Source organism: Yoonia maricola, assembly GCF_002797915.1.
Taxonomy (GTDB): Bacteria; Pseudomonadota; Alphaproteobacteria; order Rhodobacterales; family Rhodobacteraceae; genus Yoonia; species Yoonia maricola.
Map to the genome: position 1 here is coordinate 143,868 of NZ_PGTY01000003.1, position 21,011 is coordinate 164,878.

The following is a 21,011-nucleotide window of genomic DNA, read 5'->3' on the forward strand; positions in this document are numbered from 1 at the left end:
CTTTGATCCTGAACGCGCTTCTAGGGGTGGATGGTCACAGGCGCAAGCGCAGGGATCGGGCACTCTGCCATTGATTTTCTGCATTCCTTCAAGCAAACCACGTCAAGTTTGCAGTCCGGGGACCAAGATGAGCAGAATCGACGCGAAATTTGCGCAGTTGCGCGCTGAGGGTAAGAAAGCTTTTGTAGCCTATGTCATGGCAGGTGATCCTGACTATGAAACCGGCCTCAAGATCGTCAAAGGTCTGCCCGGCGCGGGCGTTGATATTATCGAACTTGGCATGCCGTTCACTGATCCGATGGCGGATGGCGCGACAATCCAGTTGGCGGGGCAGCGCGCGTTGGAAGCGGGACAGAACCTTGAGAAGACGCTGCAGTACGCCCGCGATTTGCGCAAAGAAGATAACACCACGCCGATCGTGATGATGGGTTATTACAATCCGATCTATTCACGCGGGGTTGATGCGTTTCTCGTCGATGCTAAAGAAGCAGGTATTGACGGTTTGATTATTGTGGATTTGCCGCCCGAAGAAGATGATGAACTGTGCATACCGGCGCAAAAGGCAGGCATCAACTTTATCCGCCTAGCCACGCCAACAACTGACGACAAGCGTTTGCCGACAGTGCTGCAAAATACATCCGGTTTCGTCTATTACGTTTCGGTCACCGGCATTACGGGTACTGCCGCAGCGCAGGCAGGCGATGTCGGCCCCGAGGTCGCGCGGATCAAGGGGCAGACGGATTTGCCAGTCATTGTGGGTTTTGGGATCAAGACACCGGACGCCGCCGAAGCGATTGCCAAGATCGCGGATGGCGCGGTTGTGGGCTCTGCCATTGTGGAAAAGATTGGTGCGGGCGAAAGCGTTGATGATGTTTTGGCATTCGTGAAATCACTGGCGGAGGGCACGCATCGGGGCTGACCCCCCGTTTGATCCACGTCAACGCAAACACTTGCGCAAAACCCTTAAATCGGTAACAAATAGTTACCAATTCAAGGATGTTGCCATGCCTGTCATTACAACTATCGCTGACCTCAAGCGGATGCATAAACGTCGCACGCCCAAGATGTTCTATGACTACGCGGAAAGCGGCAGTTGGACAGAGCAGACCTTTCGCGAAAACACATCCGACTTTGACCAGATCCGCCTGCGCCAGCGGATCGCGGTGGATATGACAAACCGAACGACGGCCAGCCAGATGATTGGGCAAGATGTGTCTATGCCCGTGGCCCTTGCCCCGGTTGGGCTTACGGGCATGCAATGCGCCGATGGTGAGATCAAAGCCGCACGCGCTGCCGAGAAATTTGGCGTGCCATTCACGCTTTCTACAATGTCGATTTGTTCAATCGAGGATGTGGCCGCACGGACCAACAAACCCTTCTGGTTTCAGGTCTACACACTGAAAGATGATGATTTCATGCAGCGTCTGTTTGACCGGGCACGCGATGCCGGCTGTTCTGCCATCGTGATTACGCTGGATTTACAGATTATGGGACAGCGGCACAAAGATCTTAAGAACGGTTTGTCTGCGCCACCAAAGTTCACATTGGCCAGCATGGCCGATCTTGCAACGAAATGGTCTTGGGGGCTTGAAATGATGGGTACGCCACGCCGTTTCTTTGGCAATATCGTAGGGCATGCCAAAGGCGTGGCAGACCCGTCCTCGCTTGCCTCATGGACGGCAGAGGCATTTGATCAGACGCTGGACTGGAACCGCGTCGCAGAACTGATGAAAATGTGGGGCGGTCCAGTGATCCTGAAAGGTATTCTGGACGCGGAAGACGCCAAGAAAGCCGCCGAACTGGGTGCAGATGCAATCATCGTGTCCAATCATGGCGGTCGCCAGCTTGACGGTGCTCTATCTTCCATCCGCGCCCTTCCCGCCATTCTGGATGCTGTAGGTGACAAGGTCGAAGTGCACCTCGACAGCGGGATCAGATCGGGCCAAGACGTGCTCAAGGCGTTGGCGATGGGTGCGAAAGGCACTTATATCGGGCGCGCCTTTGTGAACGGGTTGGGTGCTATGGGCGAAAAGGGTGTGAAAACGGCGCTAGAGGTCATCCACAAGGAACTGGATACAACAATGGCCTTGTGTGGGCGGCGGGACGTAAAGGAACTGGATCGGGATATCCTGCTTATACCAGAGAATTTTGAAGGGCGCTGGCAGTAATCCGGCCAGGGCCGCTTTAATAACAACAGTTTTACATGCATTTGCACTAATAGTACGTGTATGTACGTTCACACGCTCGACATGTCGCGATTATTAACGTTTTGTGCCACCAAACCGGGACGTATTTCAACAGGAGCACAATTATGCGTACCACATTAATGACCATCGCCGCTGCATCCATTCTCGCAGCCAACACCGCATTTGCAGGCAGTCTGGAACCTACGATCATTGAACCGGATGTAACCGTAGCCGAACCAGCCGCACCGCCCCAACCTTCGTTTGAGCCCGTCTATGTCGTTGTTGGTATCCTTGCGGCCATCTTGATCGGTGCCGCGGTAAGCGAATGAAGCAAATGCTCTGCAGGTTTCTGCAGAGATAACAACATCTTGCACAAAGGTTGCGATAAGGCATTAGCCTTATTGCAGTAGGGCTGTGGACTCTGACCGCTAAGGTACGAAAGCCCCTTTCAAACGGCAAACTGTTGACCTTTCGCAGACAATTTGGGATCAATGGAACGACGAGCGTTAATACAAAGTTAACGAATAGCCGTCTTTAACGAGTGAGGAAAACATTATGTTCACTAAAACAACGGCGCTTGCCGCCGCGTTGGCCCTTTGTACAACATCCGCTTTTGCAGGTGGCCTTGCCGATGAAATCGTCGAAGCCCCCGTCATGGAAGAAGCCGTCGCACCTGTTGCAGGCTCTTCTGTTGATCCAACATATATCGTCGTCGGCATTCTTGCAGCACTGCTGATCGCGGCTGCTGTGAACAACGATGATGATGACGACGATGAGCCAGACGACTCTGACGAGCAGATCGAAGAGCCCGAAGAGCCCGGTATCAATTTTTAATTCGATCCCAACCTGCAATTACTTGCAAATAAAGGGCGGCACCATGTTAGGTGGCGCCTTTTTTCTTTGTTGCCCAAGTTTACTGCATCGGCAAACGCCGTGCCATCACGGCAAGGGGCAGCACGCTTAACAACAAGACCGCCACCGCCAGAAACGCCATCCGAAGACCAAATGCGTCTGACAGCAACCCCATCAGCATTGGCGCAAAAAAGAACCCCGAAAACCCGATTACTGCCGTGCGGCTGATCGCCTCTGTACGCAGGTGCGGGGCGACCAGTTTACCCACCAGCGCGAGTCCAATCGGCCCGATCACGGAAACACCCAGTCCCAAAATGCCGAACCCAAGATAGGCAAACAGAGGTGACGGTGCCAGCGCAGCAATCGCGGCACCCATCGCCGATATCACAGAGGCAGCGACAACCAGAGGAACCTCGCGGATGCGTTCCGCGACTGCCTGCCCGGAAAACCGCCCGATGGCCATGGTGATCCCCAGCATAGCCGGGCCCAAAGCCCCTTCCGCAGCGCCACCGCCCAAGGTGCGCTCAACATGCAGTGCAGACCATGCCTCGACCGTGGCTTCTGACATAAAGGCCACCAGCACAATCGCGCCACATAGGACAATCGGCCATAGCGGGTAGCGCCCTTCATAGCCTTCGGCGGCTTCGACGAATGACACATCCATCCGCATCAACGGCAGCATGCATAAGACAAGCGCGCCAATGCCCGCAAAGACAGGCGTCGGTGGCAGGCCCGCCTCTCGCGTGAACCCAACACATAACGCCCCGCAGGCGTAGGCGACAGAAAACATCGCATGGTTCGCATTCATCAAGGGGCGGTTATGTTTGGCCTCGAGTTCGCTTACGCGGGCGTTCATCACTACATCTAGCAAACCAGAGGCCAGACCAACGAAAGCCATCGCGCTGGCAAAAACAAGAGGCACGGTAATCTGCCCTGGCAGCAGCCACGCCACCGCCAGCATCGCAGCACCCACCTGCATGCCACGCGCACCTAAGATACGGTCAGCACGCGGCGCCAGCCACATCGCCGAAACCAGCCCAGTGGCAGAGCCTAACAGCAAGGTCCCAAAAAGCGCGTCCGACGCGCCCAACTGGCCTTTGATCACAGGAACATAAGCCGCAAAGCAGCCCCAAAACATGCCGACCACCACAAAGGCAGTGGCAGGGCGGCGCGACACACAAAGAGCAGTTAAAATAGACATGACGGCATGCCTGCATCTGCGCCTGTCTCAAAGCAAGTTCCAAAGTAGCGCGGCCAGAACAACAGTTATGTCAAAGTGAAAGGATAACGTCGTGCCAGACATGCGGCAGTGCTTAAATTATTTTGAATTTTCAGGAATAATCCGCGCGTGTGGTGCGTAGACAAAAAGGACGATCATTGAAGTCCAGAAAACAAGTGACGGCACAACACATGACACACTTCAAATTCACCAAACCACACACATTAACATCGGCTCTCGCCTTGGCCATCGGCCTTACAACTTTCACACCCGCCACGGCCCAGGAGGCGACCGTGATTGGGGAGGGCGAGGTAGTGACCGATCAGCAGGTGCTGGATGACGACGGCGACAACCTGACGATTGATGCCGGCGGGATATTGGATGTGGCAGACGACGCGATCTTGGCCGATGGCAATGACGTGATCATCGAAAACGCCGGTGCGGTTACGGCTGGCAGCGACGGGATCGAATCGAACGGCGATGACGCCCGGATCACAAACAGTGGCAGCATTAGGTCAAACTCCGCCGGGATCGAATCGAGCGGCAATGACGCCCAGATCACAAACAACGGCAGCATTGCCGCGGAAGCCGGGATCCGCTCGACCGGCGTCAACGTCCAGATCACAAATAGCGGCAGCATTACACCAGCAGACTCCGACGGGATCCGCTCGACCGGCGCCAACGCTCAAATTACAAACAGCGGCAGCATTGCGACAGTGGGTACCGACGGGATCGAATCGAACGGAAACAACGCCCAGATCACAAACAGTGGTCAAATCTTCGTCGCCGGAGGATCCGGCGCTGCCATTGAGATGACCGGCGATAGTACGGTTCTGACGAATACCGGGCTGCTGTCCTCGACGAATTCGGCAGGCTTTGCCATCGAGGGCGGCGCGGGCACACAGACCGTGACCCTTGGCGCAGGATCGCAGATCATCGGGGCCATCGATCTGGGCGCAGGCGAAGACAGGTTGGATATCGCAGCAGGCAACGCCTCGGCAGTGCTGGCCTTTGTTGGGGTTGAGACCCTTAACCTCGATGATGATCTGGCCTTCTTTGCAACCGACGATGGGATCACCACCGTTGATACCACCGGCATATCCGTCCTGAACGAAGCGGTTGGCGCGCTGAGCAACAGTGCCCATGCGGAAATCTCGGGCCGGTTCGCCCCCGTCACCGATCTGGCCACCCAAGGCACCGTTGCCCCCACCTCTGGCGCATGGGCCAGCCTGTTTGGGCAGGCGCGCAATGTTGGCGATGATGGGGCCGCATTGGCCTATTCCCACAACTTCGCCGGGCTGATCGCAGGGTATGATCGCGATACCAGCGCTGGCCGGGTCGGCTTTGTCGGCGGTGTGTCTGCCGGACACATCGAAACTGACGCAGATTCACAGGACACCGACACCGAAAGCCTGTTCGCCGGGGCCTACTTAAACCGCAGCTTTGATCAGGTTCACCTCACAGGCAGCGTGCTCGCCGGGGTCGGCAGCTATGACAGCGACCGGCTGGTGATCGACAATCTGGCGGGCTTTGAGACCGCGACAGCGCGCTTTGACAGCCAATTTGTCAGCGCATCGGTGAATGCCGCAACCCAAGCCTTCATGCTGGGCAACGTCGCTTTGACCCCCTCGGTCACCGCGACCTACACGGCTGTCAACTTTGACGGCTACACCGAAGATGGCACGACCAGCGCGAACCTTGAGGTCGATGACCGCAGCGCACAAACGCTCAAGGGCCGCGCCGAACTGACCACCCGCTATCTGCTGGGCAGCGTGGATACGGCATTCCGCGGCGGGATTGACGCGCGCACCAGTTTTGAGGACGACATCAGCGCGACCTTGGACGGCATCACCGCAGATTTTGACGTCAGTGATAGCGACAACTATCTGGGTGGATTTGTCGGCACGCGGGCTGTGTTCAGCCAATCCGCACAGTTCAGCGTTGTAGGTGATCTAGAGTATCAGTTCGGCGAAAACGAAACCGACGCAGTTGCCGCCGGCCTGAACGTAAGCTTCAGTTTCTAAGAGATCGCACGGCACTGCCGCAGACTGCGGCGGTGCCTGTAGAAACCCCTTTTCAAAAGCACGAATCCCGCCTATACGGCGGGCTTCATCGGGCTCGGACACCCTTGGAGGCGGGCCCCTACATATCGGAGAAATACTATGGCTGGAAAGATCCCAGATCTGAACGCCAAGGTACGCGCGGGGACAGGCAAGGGGGCCGCCCGCCAAGCTCGCCGTGAAGGCGACGTACCTGGCATTGTTTATGGTGGCGGCGCAGACCCGCAATCCATCAGCATCCCTTTCAACTACCTTCTGACAAAACTGCGCAAAGGTGGCTTTATGTCCACGCTGCACAACCTCAAGATTGAGGGTCAGGAAGACGTCCGTGTGATTTGCCGTGGCGTGCAGCGCGACGTGGTCAAGGACCTGCCAACACACATCGACCTGATGCGCCTGAAGCGCACAAGCCGTGTGAACATCTTTATCCCGGTCGAGTTCCTGAATGCAGATACTTGCCCCGGCGTGAAAAAGGGCGGCGTTCTGACTGTTGTGCGTAACGAAGTCGAACTGAACGTTCTGGCGGGCGACATTCCGGAACACATCGAGATTGATCTGGGCGACGTCCAGATCGGCGATACGATTTCCATCAGCGACGTGACACTGCCTGAAGGTGCAACACCTGCGATCACCGACCGTGACTTTGTTATCGCCAACGTACAGGCACCACGCGCACTCTTGGCCGACGATGAGGAAGAAGGCGAAGACGTTGCAGCGGACGAAGTGCCAACTGCTGGCGACGAGGCTGCAGCTGAAGAGTAACAATCGACGCTTTTGCATTGATGTTGAAAGGGCGTTCCTTACGGAGCGCCCTTTTTCGTTTGATGAGGGCCAGTGTATAGTCTCCATCGCGCAGTCCACAAAGGCATAGCTATCCCGTGTCCACAATCACCTGACGTCACCGTGCTGAGGTAAGACTGGATCTATTTCACACGCTCTGGCGCTGCACTGCGGCATAAGCTATGTTGCGCGCATGAAATTACTTGTTGGTCTTGGAAATCCGGGCGCGAAATACGCGCTTAATCGTCACAACATCGGCTTTATGGCAATGGACCGCATTGCCGCAGATCATGGTTTCAGCGGTTGGCGGTCCAAATTTCAGGGGCAAACCTGTGATGGGCGGTTCGGATCTGAGAAGGTAACGCTTCTTAAGCCAGAAACATTCATGAACCTCTCTGGCCAGTCAGTGGGCGAAGCGATGCGTTATCTCAAACTCGCCCCGGAGGACGTGATTGTTTTTCATGATGAAATTGATCTGGCTCCCGGCAAAGTGCGCCTGAAGACAGGCGGCGGGCATGCAGGCCACAATGGTTTACGTTCGATCCACGGGCATATTGGACCTGATTATGACCGCGTACGCATGGGTGTTGGGCACCCTGGTCATAAAGATGCGGTGCCTGGCTATGTGCTGCGTGATTTTCCAAAGGCGGACGCGGAATGGCTGGATGACGAGTTGCGCGGCGTCAGCGACGGGATCGCCGACTTGATTACAGGCGATGGCGGCAAGTTCCTCAACGCGATTGCCCTGCGGGTTGCACCGCCGCGATCTTCCAAATCAGCGCCAAAACCCAAAGCACCGCCGCCCGCGCCAGAGCCACAGGTAGACACACGCTCTGCGATGCAAAAACTTGTCGATAAATTCCGATGACGCCCGCGGCAATCCAAGAGGCTTTCTCTCACCAATCCAAAGCCTGCGCCGGCCTTGGCTCACCCTTCATGGGGCGACTAATGGCGCTCTGCGGCACGCAGGAATGGCCCGCCGGGCCGGTCACAGACCGCATTTTTGCGTGGCAAGGTGATATTACCCCAGCGGGGCAATCCGTCCCATTGCGGCTTGCGGGCGCACTACATGCGCTGCACTTAAAAGGGCATGTGGGGCTTGGGCCCGTTTACCCACCAAACGATGTCGATGATCAAACGCTCTGGGGCGCTATCTGTGCATGTCTTGTATCGGACGCCGATCACATCAATACGTGGCTTGATAGTGCACCCCAGACAAACGAAGTGCGCCGCTCAGTCACACTGATCCCGGTGGGGCATCTCTTGGCGCAGCGCTTTGGTTTGCCGCTTCGGACGTCGGAACTCGGTGCCAGCGGCGGGCTGAACCTGCATTGGGATGGATATGGTTTGCAGCTGGAAAAGGTTGCATTGGGGGCGGCAAACCCAGTGCTGACGCTGAAGCCAGAATGGACCGGACCTTATCCGCCACAAACACCGGTGACAATTGCGTCGCGCGGTGGGGTCGATCTGAACCCGTTGAGCCCAACAAACCCGGATGATGCCTTACGTTTGCAAGCCTATCTTTGGCCGGATCAACCTGAACGTATGGCGCTGACGCGGGCCGCGATCGCAGCAGCGCGAACGCCCGTCGATCAAGGCGATGCGATTGATTGGCTCAAACCACGGCTGGCCCATGTGACCGGGCAGACGCATCTGATCTACAGCACCGTAGCCTGGCAATACTTTCCTGATGACAAGAAGGCCGAAGGAACCGCCCTGATTGAAGCAGCCGGACGTGCCGCCAGCGCAGAGGCGCCGCTGGCATGGTTTGGCATGGAAAACGATGGCAGCGGGCACGGAGCGGCACTGACACTGCGGGTATGGCCCGGTGACCTGACGCTGCACCTTGGGCGGGCCGATTTTCACGGCCGCTGGGTAAAATGGAACGATAACGGTCTGACCTAATGTCAGGCCCCATTCATGGCATTTCCACAAGATGCAACTACATTGTCCTTAAGGTAGTGAAAGGCAGGACGGCGATGGAAAAAGACCCCTCTTTTAATGTGCTGGGCAGCGCGTTAGCGACCTGTTCTACTGCCCCCATGACCGGGTTTTTCCGCAACGGGGCCTGCGACACCTGTGCCGCCGACCAAGGCAGCCACACCGTTTGCGCAGTGATGACCGACGAATTCCTGGCTTTTTCCAAATACGTCGGCAATGACCTAAGCACACCACGGCCCGAATTCGGCTTTCCCGGATTGAAGGCAGGCGACGGTTGGTGCCTTTGCGCCAGCCGTTTCCTGCAAGCGCATGAAGAAGGCTGCGCCCCACAGGTCAACTTGCACGCAACCCATGTGCGTGCCTTGGAAATCGTATCAATCGATATTCTGCGGGGCTATGCCGCCGACACATCAGCCAGTTAGGTCATGTCAAAGCCAAGATGCTTGGCCACGGTGAAGATATCCTTGTCACCACGCCCACACATATTCATCACCAGCAGGTGATCCTTTGGCAGGTCCGACGCGATCTTCATCACATGAGCCAAAGCATGCGAAGGTTCCAACGCGGGGATAATCCCTTCTTGTGCGCAGCATAGTTGGAAAGCCTCCAACGCTTCGACATCTGTGATTGATACATATTGCGCGCGACCAATGTCATGCAGCCACGCATGTTCCGGCCCGATACCGGGGTAATCCAGACCAGCTGAAATACTAAAGCCCTCAAGAATTTGACCCACATCATCCTGCAACAGATAGGTGCGGTTACCATGCAACACGCCGGGACGCCCGCCAGTGAGCGACGCGCAATGCTCCATCTTCGCGTTCACGCCCTTACCGCCGGCCTCGACCCCGATGATATTGACCTCTTTGTCGTCCAGAAACGGGTAAAACAGGCCCATCGCGTTTGAGCCGCCGCCAATGGCGGCAATCAATGTATCCGGCAAACGCCCTTCGGCGGCGTGCATCTGCTCTTTGGTTTCCTTGCCGATGATGGCCTGAAAATCCCTGACCATCGCGGGGTATGGATGCGGGCCTGCAACAGTACCGATGCAATAAAATGTGTCGCGCACATTTGTGACCCAGTCGCGCAGCGCATCATTCATCGCGTCTTTCAACGTACCACGGCCCGACGTTACCGCCACAACCTCAGCGCCCAACAGACGCATGCGGAAGACGTTGGGGGCCTGCCGCTCGACATCATGTGCGCCCATGTAGACCACGCATTTGAGACCAAATTTCGCACAGACCGTCGCAGTTGCAACACCGTGCTGGCCTGCACCGGTTTCCGCGATAATGCGGGTCTTGCCCATGCGGCGGGCCAGAATGATCTGGCCCAACACATTGTTGATCTTATGCGCACCGGTATGGTTTAGCTCATCGCGCTTCAGGTAAATCTTGGCACCGCCCAGATGTTCCGTCAGGCGTTCGGCATGATAAAGCGGGCTGGGTCGGCCAACATAATGGGTCCACAGATCATGCATTTCAGCCCAGAAAGTCTCATCCGTCTTGGCGTGTTCATATTGCGCTTCCAACTCAAGGATCAGCGGCATCAATGTCTCAGAGACAAAACGCCCGCCAAAGTCACCAAATCGGCCCTTTTCATCGGGACCGGTCATGAAGCTGTTAAAAAGATCGTTGGCCATGAGACACCTGCTATTTACGCACCGGCCAGACCTAGCCAATCCTATCAGATTGGTAAAGCCGCCATCCGGTCGCAGACTTTCAATGAAAGTCTGAAAACAAATCCTCATCGAGGATTTGGCACAATTCCTAAAATAGGAATTGATTACCCAACGACCACCCGCACAGGTTCTGCATTGCAAAACACGATAACCTGACCCGCATTCTCAACCGCAGAGTATCCGCGCCGTCTGATTTCAGCGGTAAACACATCACGGCCAACCATCCGCTCCATATCGCGCACCTTACGGCGTACAACACCGCCATCGCGCGCCGATTGAGCCGAGAACAAATGCCGAAACCAAGTTTCGGGTGACATTGGAAGAGTTGCGTGCTGCATAGGCATAACATCCACACGCAAGGTAAATGACGCGTTAATCCGCCCGCGCTGCTGCGCAAAATGCCGCAATGCGCGCCGCATCTTTGACACCAGGTGCAGACTCAACCCCGGACGACACATCAACCTGCTTGGCCCCCGTCAGCGCAATCGCCTCACTCACAGTTTCAGGGGTCAGCCCACCGGCCAGCATCCATGGCACCGGCCAGCGACGCCCGGCAATCAAACGCCAGTCAAACGACAAGCCATTGCCACCTGGAAGGTCTGCATCCTTGGGCGGTTTGGCATCCACAAGAATTTGGTCCGCTATCTGTACATAGGTATCAAGTGCCGCCAGATCACCTTTATCAGCGATACCGACCGCCTTCATCACAGGCAAACCATAACGCGCCCTGACCTCTGCCACGCGCGCGGGCGTTTCAGCCCCATGCAGTTGCAAAATATCAAGCGGCACATTCGCTGTGATCTGATCTAGCAAGGCGTTATCCGCATCAACGACCAAAGCGACCTTGGCCATACCGAGCGGCGCGGTCTGCGCCAGTGCTGCGGCCCGTGCCAGGCTGACGTGACGTGGGGATTTCGGGAAGAACACCAACCCAACATAGTTGGCACCGGCATCAACGGCCGCCTCTAGCGCTGATGCATCACGCAACCCGCAGATCTTCACCCGTGTGTTGGTTGGCATCAGCCTGTCTTTTCAAGAAGCGCCAGAACGTCATCATCGCTTTTGGCGCCGGCCGCCGCTCCGCGCAGTTGATCTACCTCGCGGCGCAGGCTTTCAACTTCGCGGGCCTTGCCCCGTGCATCAGCCCGGATGCGATGTTCGCGAACCCATTCCCACAAGAATCCGATCATCAAGCCAGCGCCGACACCAATAAAGATCACCACAAAAAGCGGCAGCTGAATATCAGGCGAAATCCCCAGCAAGTCACCCATCGCCTGCGGCATGGCACGCACTGTAACAATATCACGATTGGCGAGACCAATCAGGATCAGACAAAGGCCAATAATGGCCCAAAATACATAGCGAATTGTTTTCATGATCTTAGCCTAACGCAGATGAAGGCGACGGTGAACTGCTTTTCATTGCAAAACCAAGCAAAGCGATCGGTCCTAGTTACCGTTCAACCGGTCACGCAGCAGCTTGCCTGTCTTGAAGAACGGGACGTGCTTTTCATCAACTTCAACGGCCTCACCGGTGCGGGGGTTCCGCCCAATCCGCTGATCGCGTTTCTTGACCGAAAACGCGCCAAATCCGCGCAATTCGACCCGGTCACCACGCGCCATCGCCTCTATAATCTCTTCAAATATGGTGTTTACGATCTTTTCAACATCTCGTTGATAAAGATGCGGGTTCTCGTCGGCAAGTTTCTGGATCAGTTCGGAACGGATCATAATTTGGCCTCCCAACCAGTCAGCGCGCACACGGCTTCAGGTTTGTGCCCGCTTTTCAAAAGACTATAGGCATTTTGAGGCGGCGACGAAATAGCCCGATACGCTAGTTTTTTACCTAAAAGTGTCGTCAGCGGGCACTAATTGAGCGGATCAGCAAGCATTGACCACAAACCAACCGTTAAGCGGCAAAAATGCGTCGTCATCGCACCGTGCCGATTCGCCGCATCTGGTGGGCTGCGAAACCGGCACAAATCATGGTCCAGAACAGAAGTGCTGAGGGATCGCATACCATCCCACAAAAAACCCCGCCGCAGTCACCTGCAGCGGGGCCTATTCTTCATAATGTCAGGTTTGACTTATTCGTCACCCTTCAAAGCCGCACCAAGGATATCACCCAAGGAGGCGCCGGAATCGCTTGAGCCATACTGCTCAACCGCTTCCTTCTCTTCTGCGATCTCGCGCGCTTTGATCGACAGACCCAGCTTGCGTGTTTTGCTGTCGATGTTTGTGACGCGCACGTCAACCTTGTCGCCAACGCCGAAACGCTCTGGACGCTGCTCGGCACGGTCGCGGGACAGATCGGAGCGACGGATGAAGGATTTTGCGCCTTCATAGTCAACTTCAATGCCGCCGTCTTCGATCTTGGTCACTTCAACAGTGATGACCGAACCGCGTTTCACGCCGCCAACGGCCTCTGCAAACGGATCACCGTCAAGCGCTTTGATGGAAAGCGAAATACGCTCTTTCTCAACGTCAACTTCGGCAACCTTGGCCTGTACCACGTCACCCTTGCGGAAATCGCCAATGACGTCTTCGCCGCGGCCTTCCCATGTCAGGTCAGACAGGTGCACCATGCCGTCGATGTCGCCTTCGAGGCCAACGAACAGACCGAATTCGGTGATGTTCTTAACCTCGCCTTCAACCTCAGTGCCCTCTGGGAACTGCTCTGCAAAGACTTCCCATGGGTTACGCTGTGTCTGCTTGAGACCAAGGGAAACACGACGCTTGGCACTATCGATTTCCAGAACCATGACTTCGACTTCCTGCGAAGTAGAGACGATCTTGCCGGGGTGTACGTTCTTCTTTGTCCAGGACATCTCGGACACGTGCACCAGACCTTCAACGCCAGCTTCCAGCTCAACAAACGCACCGTAGTCGGTGATGTTTGTCACGCGGCCCTGATGTACGGAACCGAGGCTGAATTTGGCTTCAACAGCATCCCATGGATCTTCCTGCAGCTGCTTCATGCCCAGGCTGATACGGTGGGTTTCTTTGTTGATCTTGATGACCTGCACCTTGATCGTCTCACCAATCGTGAGGATCTCGGATGGGTGGTTCACACGGCGCCATGCCATGTCTGTGACGTGCAACAGACCGTCTACACCGCCCAGGTCAACGAACGCACCGTATTCGGTGATGTTCTTGACGACGCCGTCAACTTCCTGACCTTCGGTCAGGTTACCGATGACTTCAGCACGCTGTTCGGCGCGTGACTCTTCAAGGATCGCACGACGCGATACAACGATGTTGCCACGACGACGGTCCATTTTCAGGATCTGGAACGGCTGCTTCAGACCCATCAATGGGCCCGCGTCACGCACAGGGCGGACATCAACCTGAGAGCCGGGCAGGAAGGCAACTGCGCCGCCAAGGTCCACGGTGAAACCACCTTTGACGCGGCCAAAGATTGCGCCATCGACGCGCTCTTCGTCAGCATATGCTTTTTCCAGACGATCCCATGCTTCTTCACGGCGCGCCATCTCGCGAGAGATAACAGCTTCACCGCGGGCGTTTTCAACTTGGCGCAGAAACACTTCAACAGTGTCACCAACAGCCAGTTCAGCCTCTTCACCGGGATTTGCGAATTCTTTGATATCTACGCGGCCTTCCATCTTGTAGCCCACGTCGATGATGGCTTGGCCCGCTTCGATTGCGATAACCTTGCCTTTGACAACTGACCCTTCAGCGGGTGTGTCCATTTCGAAGCTTTCGTTCAGGAGTGCTTCAAACTCTTCCATTGTGTTAGCCATGTGGCGTCGTTTTCCTAACGTTTGGTTTTATACGGGCCGCGCGGTTGTCTCCGCCGGTCTTTGGGGTTGCGATTGGACGAATGCGCCAATGCGGGAATAAAACAACAGGGCCGGTTATTCACCGACCCCGCTCAAGTCTCACGCCCGCGCCTGTCTCGACACTTCGACAGCCGCGCGTATAGGCCGGTTCTATCATATTTGCAAGGGGATCGTTGCACAAAGCATCAACCACTCATGCAGGTGTCAGCACCAGCATCAGATAGGTATTATTCGCCGAGAAATGCGCTGCATTGCGCGTTTTGTGGTTCAGCCGTTGATCAAGACGTGCCCGCTTGCGTTGGCTCATCAAGCGGCGCCAGACCCAATGCAACACACTGCGCACCCGCGGCCGGTGGGCCGCCATTTCCGCATCAACGCGCTGGCCCGCGTAGCCCACAACATTGAACAACCCCTGTTCGAGGTCAATCGAAGGGGCGACCTGTGCTGTGATGTCAATCTCCTGACTGACTTGCAGTTTCAATGACTTAACAAGATCACGAAACGCCAAGATCGGATGCCCGCCGCCAACCGTTGCCTGTACCGTATCGGATTTGAATCCCTCACTGCGAAAACAATCAGCGATCACGATGCGCCCGCCAGGGGCCAAAAGCGAAAGACATTTCGCGATGCCCTGGTCCAGCGGGATATATTGAAAGCTTTCCGAAAACAGGCAGACATCGAAGGGGCCTTCCGGCTGCGCGTCTTGAAACGTGGCCTCATGCACCACAGCTTCGGGCGCGTTCTCGCGACAGCGGCTGGCCAGAAACGCGCTTGGTATCACTATCTCAACCTGATGTCCCATGGCGATCAGCTTGCGCGCCGTCTCGCCTGCGCCACCGCCGATATCAAGGATCCGGCATGGGGCCTTGGGCAGGCGTTCAAACACAAGGTCAGTATAGGCCACCTGTGCAACACCAAAATTCGCAGCACAAACCTCTAACCCGTCCCAATAGCCATAATGCAGGTTCTCGGCACCGGTGAGCCATTTTGAAAAAGTAAGGCCGATATCCAGACCCAAACCGCGCGTATCTATCTTTTTGCGTGCCATCACAATTGCGTAGTGGAAAGGGCCACGCGACGAAAGAGGAAATATCACGAGCCGCGCTAAACCTGTGCCAAAGCGCCCTGCACGGCCGCAAAATAGGCCCCCACCTGCGCGCCATCAACCAATGCGTGATGCACCTCCAGCGTCATCGCCATGTCCCAAACCCCATCACGTTCGACAAATTTGCCCCATGTGACGCGGGGGATGCAATCATCTGGCCCCGGCAACGCATTGTTGATGGCAGTGTAATCCAGCCATGGCATACAAGACAGATAGGCCAGATCATCGCGTTCACCGCTATTGGCCTGCAACACGCCCCCCTTTGCCACCGCATCAATCAAGGTTTTGGCTTTGATATCAAAACGGTCAAAATCGGGGACGAACGGAACGTAAGCATACCCAAAGGTTCCCGCCTCAGTTGGCACTGTCATCGATAGTGTGACCATATCATGGGCCACCACAACATCACCGCGAAACCGCATACAAAGTTCAGGCACGGCATGCAGCCCAGCACCAATCGCATAAAGACAAGCCCGATAGGGCGATAGACCATCCGCCTTGCGCCCCATCAGATGCGTCACATCCAACCGGCTCGTCGTCGCATAGTGCGGTTGCTGATAAGTTCGAAAGAAACGAAACTGCGCAGCGCGCGGCCAGGTTTCCAAATCAACGATTCTGTGGGTCATACCACCAGTGGTGTCAGATTTCTTCGCCCTGCTCCAGAAGTCTTTCGATCAATTCGCGTTGCAGATCACCACTGTCGCCCGTACCAAACTGCCCTGCCCCACTGCTGTAAAGCGAGCCATAGGTCTTGGCCACATTCACCGTCTGGGCGACGCCAGAAATAAACTGATTACGTTCCAACTCCTTGAACGGATGCAGGAAGACGCCCCATAACTGGCCCCGCGCCACAGCGTAGCGGGCATCCAACGCGCTGTCGAAATTGGCCTGCATCACGCGGCGCATTTCATCTGCGGTCATCGTCTCGGCCGACCGGATCGGGACCATGGCACGCATGCGATTGGCGCGCACATCCGTTACAATTAATACTGGGATGTCATCAATCGTCAGCGAAAACCCGGCACCCGAAAGCTGGGCTTCTGGATCAAGTGCCAGCACAATTTCGGCCATACGCGGCAGAGTCATATGAGGTTCGGTCTCTTGCGCATGTGCATAGGCAGGCAGCAAAAATGCGACAATGGCGAGGATACGGATCATGAGGCAACTCCTTGTTGCGCCATCCTAAGCTGGCTTTTCACATGCCATCAACGCAAGCTTTGGTGAAGGATTGCAACATGACCTGTTTATGCGCGAGCAGCCTCTACAATCTTGATCGCCGCAGTAATGGCCTGTGCCGCAGACAAATCCGAGGTATCCAAGAGCGTCGCATCATCAGCAGGCACCAAAGGGGCGGCGTCGCGGTTGCGATCCCGCGCATCACGTTCTTTGACATCCGCCAGAACAGTTTCAAGGCTTACGTCCATACCCTTGCCCGCCAGTTCCTGAAACCGGCGCTTCGCCCGGCATTCTGCACTGGCCGTCACGAAGAGTTTCACATGGGCATCGGGGCAAATCACTGTCCCGATATCGCGGCCATCCAAAACGGCGCCAGCATCACGCGCCGCAAACCCCCGCTGAAAAGCGACCAAGGCTGCACGCACCTCGGCAATCACTGCAACCTCACTGGCAGCCTGCGCCACCTGTGGCGTGCGCAAACTGTCATCTTCCAGATCAACCGGATCAAGCGACTGCGCCGCCGCAATCGGATCAGCCCCCGCAATCACCTTTGCGCCCACTGCCCGGTAAAGCAGCCCCGTATCCAGATGCGCAAAGCCAAAATGGGCCGCTACTGCCTTGGAAATTGTCCCCTTGCCTGCAGCGGCAGGGCCATCAATGGCGACGATAAAGCTCATCTATTGGTCCGCATGATTTGGGCACCCAAACCACCCATCAAATCCTCAAAGATCGGAAAAGACGTAGCAATTGGGCTGCCATCATCCACGCTCATCGGCCTTTGGGTGGCCATGCCCATCACCATGAACGCCATGGCAATACGGTGATCCAACTGACTGGCCACAGTAACACCACCGGGCACATTGCCATGGCCCAACCCGGTGACCTTCCACCAATCGGGGCCTTCATCAACTGTCACACCCGCGGCGCGCAAGCCCTTGGCCATCGCATCAATGCGGTCACTTTCCTTGACGCGCAGTTCCTTGACGCCCTGCATATCGGTGACACCTTGCGCAAACGACGCCACAACCGACAGCACAGGATATTCGTCAATCATGCTGGCTGCCCGCGCTGGCGGGACGGCAATGCCCTTCAGATCAGGTGAAAACCTGGCGCGCAGATCCGCAACAGGCTCGCCACCTTCTTCGCGCATATTTTCATAGACCAGATCTGCACCCATCTCTTGCAGCGTGGTAAAGAGACCAGCGCGCGTGGGGTTCAGCCCGATATTCGGCACCAACACATCAGAACCAGGTGTGATAATGGCAGCACAGACCGGAAAGGCCGCAGAGGAAGGATCACGCGGAACAACAATGGTTTGCGGGGTCAGCTCTGGCTGGCCATCCAACGTGATGACACGGCCCTCATCCGTTTCCTCAACAGTCAGACAGGCGCCAAAGCCCTGTAACATGCGCTCGGTATGATCGCGGGTTGCCTCCTTCTCGATCACGACAGTCTGGCCTGGGGCATTCAAGCCCGCCAGCAACACAGCAGACTTCACCTGCGCCGATGGCACCGGAACAACATAGCGTACCGGCACCGGATCAGCGGCACCTATCAAAGTCATAGGCAAACGCCCACCCGCACGGCCAACGGCCTGCGTACCAAACAAGGCAAGCGGATCAGTCACCCGACCCATCGGACGGCCATTAAGCGACGCATCGCCGGTAAAGGTCACTGAAATGGGTGCGGTCGCTACCGCCCCCATAATCAAACGCACACCAGTGCCAGAGTTGCCGCAATCAATCACCTGATCAGGCTCTGCAAAGCCGCCAACGCCGACGCCCTTCACACTCCATGCACCATCACCATGGTTGATGACGGTCGCGCCAAGCGCCTCCATCGCACGGCCCGTGTCCAATACATCTTCCCCCTCCAAAAGGCCGGTGATATGTGTCTCACCCACACACATGGCGCCGAGGATCAAGGACCGGTGGGAAATGGACTTGTCACCTGGTACATGGGCGGCACCGGTCAGCGGGCCACATGGGCGCGATGTCATGGGGATGGGTGTGCCGTGACCGGACATAGGACATTCCTTCTCAATTCAGACGGTTGATAGACCAGCACCAAGGCAGGGTCCATCGCTCAGCCCTTCATCTTGGTCAAAAAACTCCCCCCGGAGGGTCCCGCACTCACATCCGGCAGAAGGTCAGATAATGGGGCGTGCGGCCTTCACGCAGGGCCTTTTGCTCATAACGGGTGGACACCCAATCGTCCCAAGGGGTGCGCCAATCGTCAGGACCCTCGGCCAGCCAATCAAACCCATGTGCAGGCACCTGTTCCAACGTCTGGCGGACATAGTCCTTGATGTCCGTGGCGACCCGCAACTCGGCCCCCGGTTTCATCACACGATGTAGCGGCGCCAAATGCTCCGGCGTTACAAAGCGGCGGCGATGATGGCGCTTCTTGGGCCAGGGATCAGGGTAATTGAGAAAGACCTTAGAAATTGTTGCATCAGGCAAAACATCGAACAAATCGCGGACGTCGCCGGGGTGCACGCGCAGGTTATCAACATCCGCCTTGCGGATCTTCCCCAAAAGCATGGCCACGCCGTTGATGAAAGGCTCGCACCCGATAAGGCCAACATCGCGATAAGTCTCGGCCATATGGATCAGATGCTCGCCACCGCCAAAGCCTATCTCAAGCCATATTTCCCGCGCCCCAAAGGCACCCGTCAAATCAAGCGGCACGCGTTCAGGGTTCTCCTCCCAACTGATCCGGCCTGGCGACAAAGGGGCAAGGTCATTTTCAAGATAGTCGTGCTGGGATGCACGGATCGTCTTGCCTTTGAAGCGGCCGTAGAAATTGCGCCACGGCGCGCCGGAAGGATGGTTGGTCTTGCTCATGGGCGCGGCCTTAACAAGTGCAACGGAACTACGCAATCAGGTGGGTGGGTCAAGACCCACCTTACATGTTACAACGCAACAGCGCGGAAACGTAAGGTGGATCTTGATCCACCCCACGCGTCAGACAGCGCGCTTCAGCGCATCAACCAGATCAGTCCGCTCCCAGCTGAACCCGCCATCGGCATCAGGCGCACGGCCAAAGTGCCCATAAGCCGCTGTGCGTTCATAGATCGGCTTGTTCAGACCCAGATGCTCGCGAATACCGCGCGGCGTCAAATCCATCACATCCGCAATCGCACGCTCGATCGCCGCTGGTTCAACCTCGCCCGAGCCATGCGTATCCGCATAAATCGACAACGGCTTGGCCACACCAATCGCATAGCTCAGCTGGATCGTGCAGCGGTCCGCCATCCCGGCAGCCACGACATTCTTGGCCAGATAGCGCGATACATAAGCGGCAGAACGGTCCACCTTGGTCGGATCCTTACCCGAAAAGGCACCGCCCCCATGCGGGGCAGCACCGCCATAGGTATCTACGATAATCTTGCGGCCTGTCAGCCCCGCATCCCCATCCGGGCCGCCAATCACGAAAATGCCGGTGGGGTTCACCCACCATTCGGTCTGCGGCGTGATCAGGCCTTCAGGCAAGACCTCGCGAATGTAAGGTTCGACAATAGCGCGAATATCCGCGCTGGTCTGGCTCTCGTCACGGTGCTGGGTCGACAGCACGATGGATGTCACTTCAACCGGTTTGCCATTCTCATAGCGCAGTGAAACCTGGCTCTTGGCATCCGGGCGCAGGGTCGGCTCTTCCCCGGATTTGCGTACCTCTGCAAGGCGGCGCAGAATAGCATGAGCGTATTGAATTGGCGCCGGCATCAACTCTTTGGTTTCGGTCGTGGCATAGCCAAACATGATGCCCTGATCACCGGCACCCTCGTCCTTATCGGCAGCCGCATCGACGCCTTGGGCGATATGAGCAGACTGCTCATGCAGAAGGTTGGTGATCTCACAGGTCGCGTGATGAAATTTGTCCTGCTCGTACCCGATATCCTTGATGCAGGACCGCGCAATATCTTCAATCCGGCCCATGTAGTCTTTCAGTTTGGACTGATCAGACAGACCCACTTCGCCACCAATCACCACCCGGTTCGTTGTGGCAAAGGTCTCGCAAGCGACACGCGCTTCGGGTTCCTCGGTCAACAAAGCATCAAGAATCGAATCCGAAATACGGTCACAGACCTTATCAGGGTGACCCTCGGACACAGATTCCGAGGTGAAAATATAGTTATTACGCGCCATGGGGATGTGCTCCATTATAATTCCCTGCCACGTCAGGAAGCCGTTGTGACAGAATTGCGGACCC

General features: G+C 56.4%; 23 protein-coding genes and 1 riboswitch. Of the genes, 9 read left to right on the top strand and 14 right to left on the bottom strand.

The window, feature by feature from the left end:
• Window positions 1-127: 127 nt before the first annotated feature.
• From trpA to BC777_RS14960, 4 genes are all read left to right on the top strand, one after another.
• Window positions 128-919, top strand: a complete 792-nt coding sequence (gene trpA, locus BC777_RS14945) for a tryptophan synthase subunit alpha (RefSeq protein WP_100369010.1) — start codon at window positions 128-130, stop codon at window positions 917-919.
• Window positions 920-1,004: 85 nt separating this feature from the next.
• Window positions 1,005-2,168 carry an alpha-hydroxy acid oxidase gene (locus BC777_RS14950; protein ID WP_100369011.1) on the top strand — a complete coding sequence of 388 codons (1,164 nt, stop codon included), beginning with the start codon at window positions 1,005-1,007 and terminating at the stop codon, window positions 2,166-2,168.
• A 143-nt stretch (window positions 2,169-2,311) separates the two neighbouring features.
• Entirely contained in the window at window positions 2,312-2,515 is a 204-nt protein-coding gene (locus tag BC777_RS14955; RefSeq protein ID WP_100369012.1) for a hypothetical protein, read from the top strand.
• Window positions 2,516-2,741: 226 nt separating this feature from the next.
• Window positions 2,742-3,020 carry a hypothetical protein gene (locus BC777_RS14960; RefSeq protein WP_100369013.1) on the top strand — a complete coding sequence of 93 codons (279 nt, stop codon included), beginning with the start codon at window positions 2,742-2,744 and terminating at the stop codon, window positions 3,018-3,020.
• Between the two features lie 79 nt (window positions 3,021-3,099).
• On the opposite strand, the gene BC777_RS14965 is transcribed toward BC777_RS14960, so the two are convergent.
• Window positions 3,100-4,239, bottom strand: coding sequence for an MFS transporter (locus BC777_RS14965; protein WP_100369014.1), 1,140 nt, complete (start codon window positions 4,237-4,239; stop codon window positions 3,100-3,102).
• Window positions 4,240-4,448: 209 nt separating this feature from the next.
• Here BC777_RS14965 and BC777_RS14970 point away from each other — a divergent pair, with 209 nt between their 5' ends.
• From BC777_RS14970 to BC777_RS14990, 5 genes are all read left to right on the top strand, one after another.
• A complete protein-coding gene (locus tag BC777_RS14970) occupies window positions 4,449-6,281 on the top strand; it encodes an autotransporter family protein (RefSeq protein ID WP_133122574.1) in 1,833 nt (610 codons plus the stop codon).
• A gap of 138 nt (window positions 6,282-6,419) precedes the next feature.
• Window positions 6,420-7,079 carry a 50S ribosomal protein L25/general stress protein Ctc gene (locus BC777_RS14975; protein ID WP_100369016.1) on the top strand — a complete coding sequence of 220 codons (660 nt, stop codon included), beginning with the start codon at window positions 6,420-6,422 and terminating at the stop codon, window positions 7,077-7,079.
• 211 nt (window positions 7,080-7,290) lie between these two features.
• Complete coding sequence (gene pth / locus BC777_RS14980; protein ID WP_100369017.1) at window positions 7,291-7,965, top strand: aminoacyl-tRNA hydrolase; 675 nt, start codon at window positions 7,291-7,293, stop codon at window positions 7,963-7,965.
• Window positions 7,962-9,002 (top strand): DUF2332 domain-containing protein, encoded by a 1,041-nt coding sequence (locus BC777_RS14985; protein WP_100369018.1) that lies wholly within the window; start codon window positions 7,962-7,964, stop codon window positions 9,000-9,002. The genes pth and BC777_RS14985 overlap by 4 nt, the downstream gene beginning before the upstream one ends.
• Before the next feature lie 74 nt (window positions 9,003-9,076).
• Window positions 9,077-9,460 (top strand): DUF2237 family protein, encoded by a 384-nt coding sequence (locus BC777_RS14990; protein ID WP_100369019.1) that lies wholly within the window; start codon window positions 9,077-9,079, stop codon window positions 9,458-9,460.
• On the opposite strand, the gene trpB is transcribed toward BC777_RS14990, so the two are convergent.
• From trpB to metK, 13 genes are all read right to left on the bottom strand, one after another.
• Window positions 9,457-10,680: a tryptophan synthase subunit beta gene (trpB, locus tag BC777_RS14995; RefSeq protein ID WP_100369020.1), complete on the bottom strand. Its 1,224-nt coding sequence runs from the start codon at window positions 10,678-10,680 to the stop codon at window positions 9,457-9,459. The genes BC777_RS14990 and trpB overlap by 4 nt on opposite strands.
• A 143-nt stretch (window positions 10,681-10,823) precedes the next feature.
• Entirely contained in the window at window positions 10,824-11,036 is a 213-nt protein-coding gene (locus BC777_RS15000; protein ID WP_211095385.1) for an N-(5'-phosphoribosyl)anthranilate isomerase, read from the bottom strand.
• A 55-nt stretch (window positions 11,037-11,091) separates the two neighbouring features.
• Entirely contained in the window at window positions 11,092-11,739 is a 648-nt protein-coding gene (locus BC777_RS15005) for a phosphoribosylanthranilate isomerase (RefSeq protein ID WP_100369021.1), read from the bottom strand.
• Entirely contained in the window at window positions 11,739-12,095 is a 357-nt protein-coding gene (locus BC777_RS15010; RefSeq protein WP_100369022.1) for a lipopolysaccharide assembly protein LapA domain-containing protein, read from the bottom strand. Before BC777_RS15010 ends, BC777_RS15005 begins: the two co-directional genes overlap by 1 nt.
• A gap of 72 nt (window positions 12,096-12,167) precedes the next feature.
• Window positions 12,168-12,449 carry an integration host factor subunit beta gene (gene ihfB / locus BC777_RS15015; protein ID WP_100369023.1) on the bottom strand — a complete coding sequence of 94 codons (282 nt, stop codon included), beginning with the start codon at window positions 12,447-12,449 and terminating at the stop codon, window positions 12,168-12,170.
• Window positions 12,450-12,805: 356 nt separating this feature from the next.
• Entirely contained in the window at window positions 12,806-14,479 is a 1,674-nt protein-coding gene (gene rpsA, locus BC777_RS15020; protein ID WP_100369024.1) for a 30S ribosomal protein S1, read from the bottom strand.
• Between the two features lie 232 nt (window positions 14,480-14,711).
• Window positions 14,712-15,566, bottom strand: a complete 855-nt coding sequence (locus BC777_RS15025) for a class I SAM-dependent methyltransferase (protein ID WP_100369025.1) — start codon at window positions 15,564-15,566, stop codon at window positions 14,712-14,714.
• Between the two features lie 56 nt (window positions 15,567-15,622).
• Complete coding sequence (locus BC777_RS15030) at window positions 15,623-16,249, bottom strand: chloramphenicol acetyltransferase (RefSeq protein ID WP_100369026.1); 627 nt, start codon at window positions 16,247-16,249, stop codon at window positions 15,623-15,625.
• A gap of 13 nt (window positions 16,250-16,262) precedes the next feature.
• Window positions 16,263-16,781, bottom strand: coding sequence for a hypothetical protein (locus BC777_RS15035; RefSeq protein ID WP_100369027.1), 519 nt, complete (start codon window positions 16,779-16,781; stop codon window positions 16,263-16,265).
• A gap of 86 nt (window positions 16,782-16,867) precedes the next feature.
• Window positions 16,868-17,476, bottom strand: coding sequence for a (d)CMP kinase (gene cmk / locus BC777_RS15040; RefSeq protein ID WP_100369028.1), 609 nt, complete (start codon window positions 17,474-17,476; stop codon window positions 16,868-16,870).
• Complete coding sequence (gene aroA, locus BC777_RS15045; RefSeq protein WP_100369029.1) at window positions 17,473-18,825, bottom strand: 3-phosphoshikimate 1-carboxyvinyltransferase; 1,353 nt, start codon at window positions 18,823-18,825, stop codon at window positions 17,473-17,475. Before aroA ends, cmk begins: the two co-directional genes overlap by 4 nt.
• A gap of 106 nt (window positions 18,826-18,931) precedes the next feature.
• A complete protein-coding gene (trmB, locus tag BC777_RS15050; protein WP_100369030.1) occupies window positions 18,932-19,645 on the bottom strand; it encodes a tRNA (guanosine(46)-N7)-methyltransferase TrmB in 714 nt (237 codons plus the stop codon).
• Window positions 19,646-19,765: 120 nt separating this feature from the next.
• A complete protein-coding gene (metK, locus tag BC777_RS15055) occupies window positions 19,766-20,947 on the bottom strand; it encodes a methionine adenosyltransferase (RefSeq protein ID WP_100369031.1) in 1,182 nt (393 codons plus the stop codon).
• Window positions 20,948-20,954: 7 nt separating this feature from the next.
• A riboswitch (SAM-SAH riboswitch) is annotated at window positions 20,955-21,002 on the bottom strand.
• Window positions 21,003-21,011: the final 9 nt, after the last annotated feature.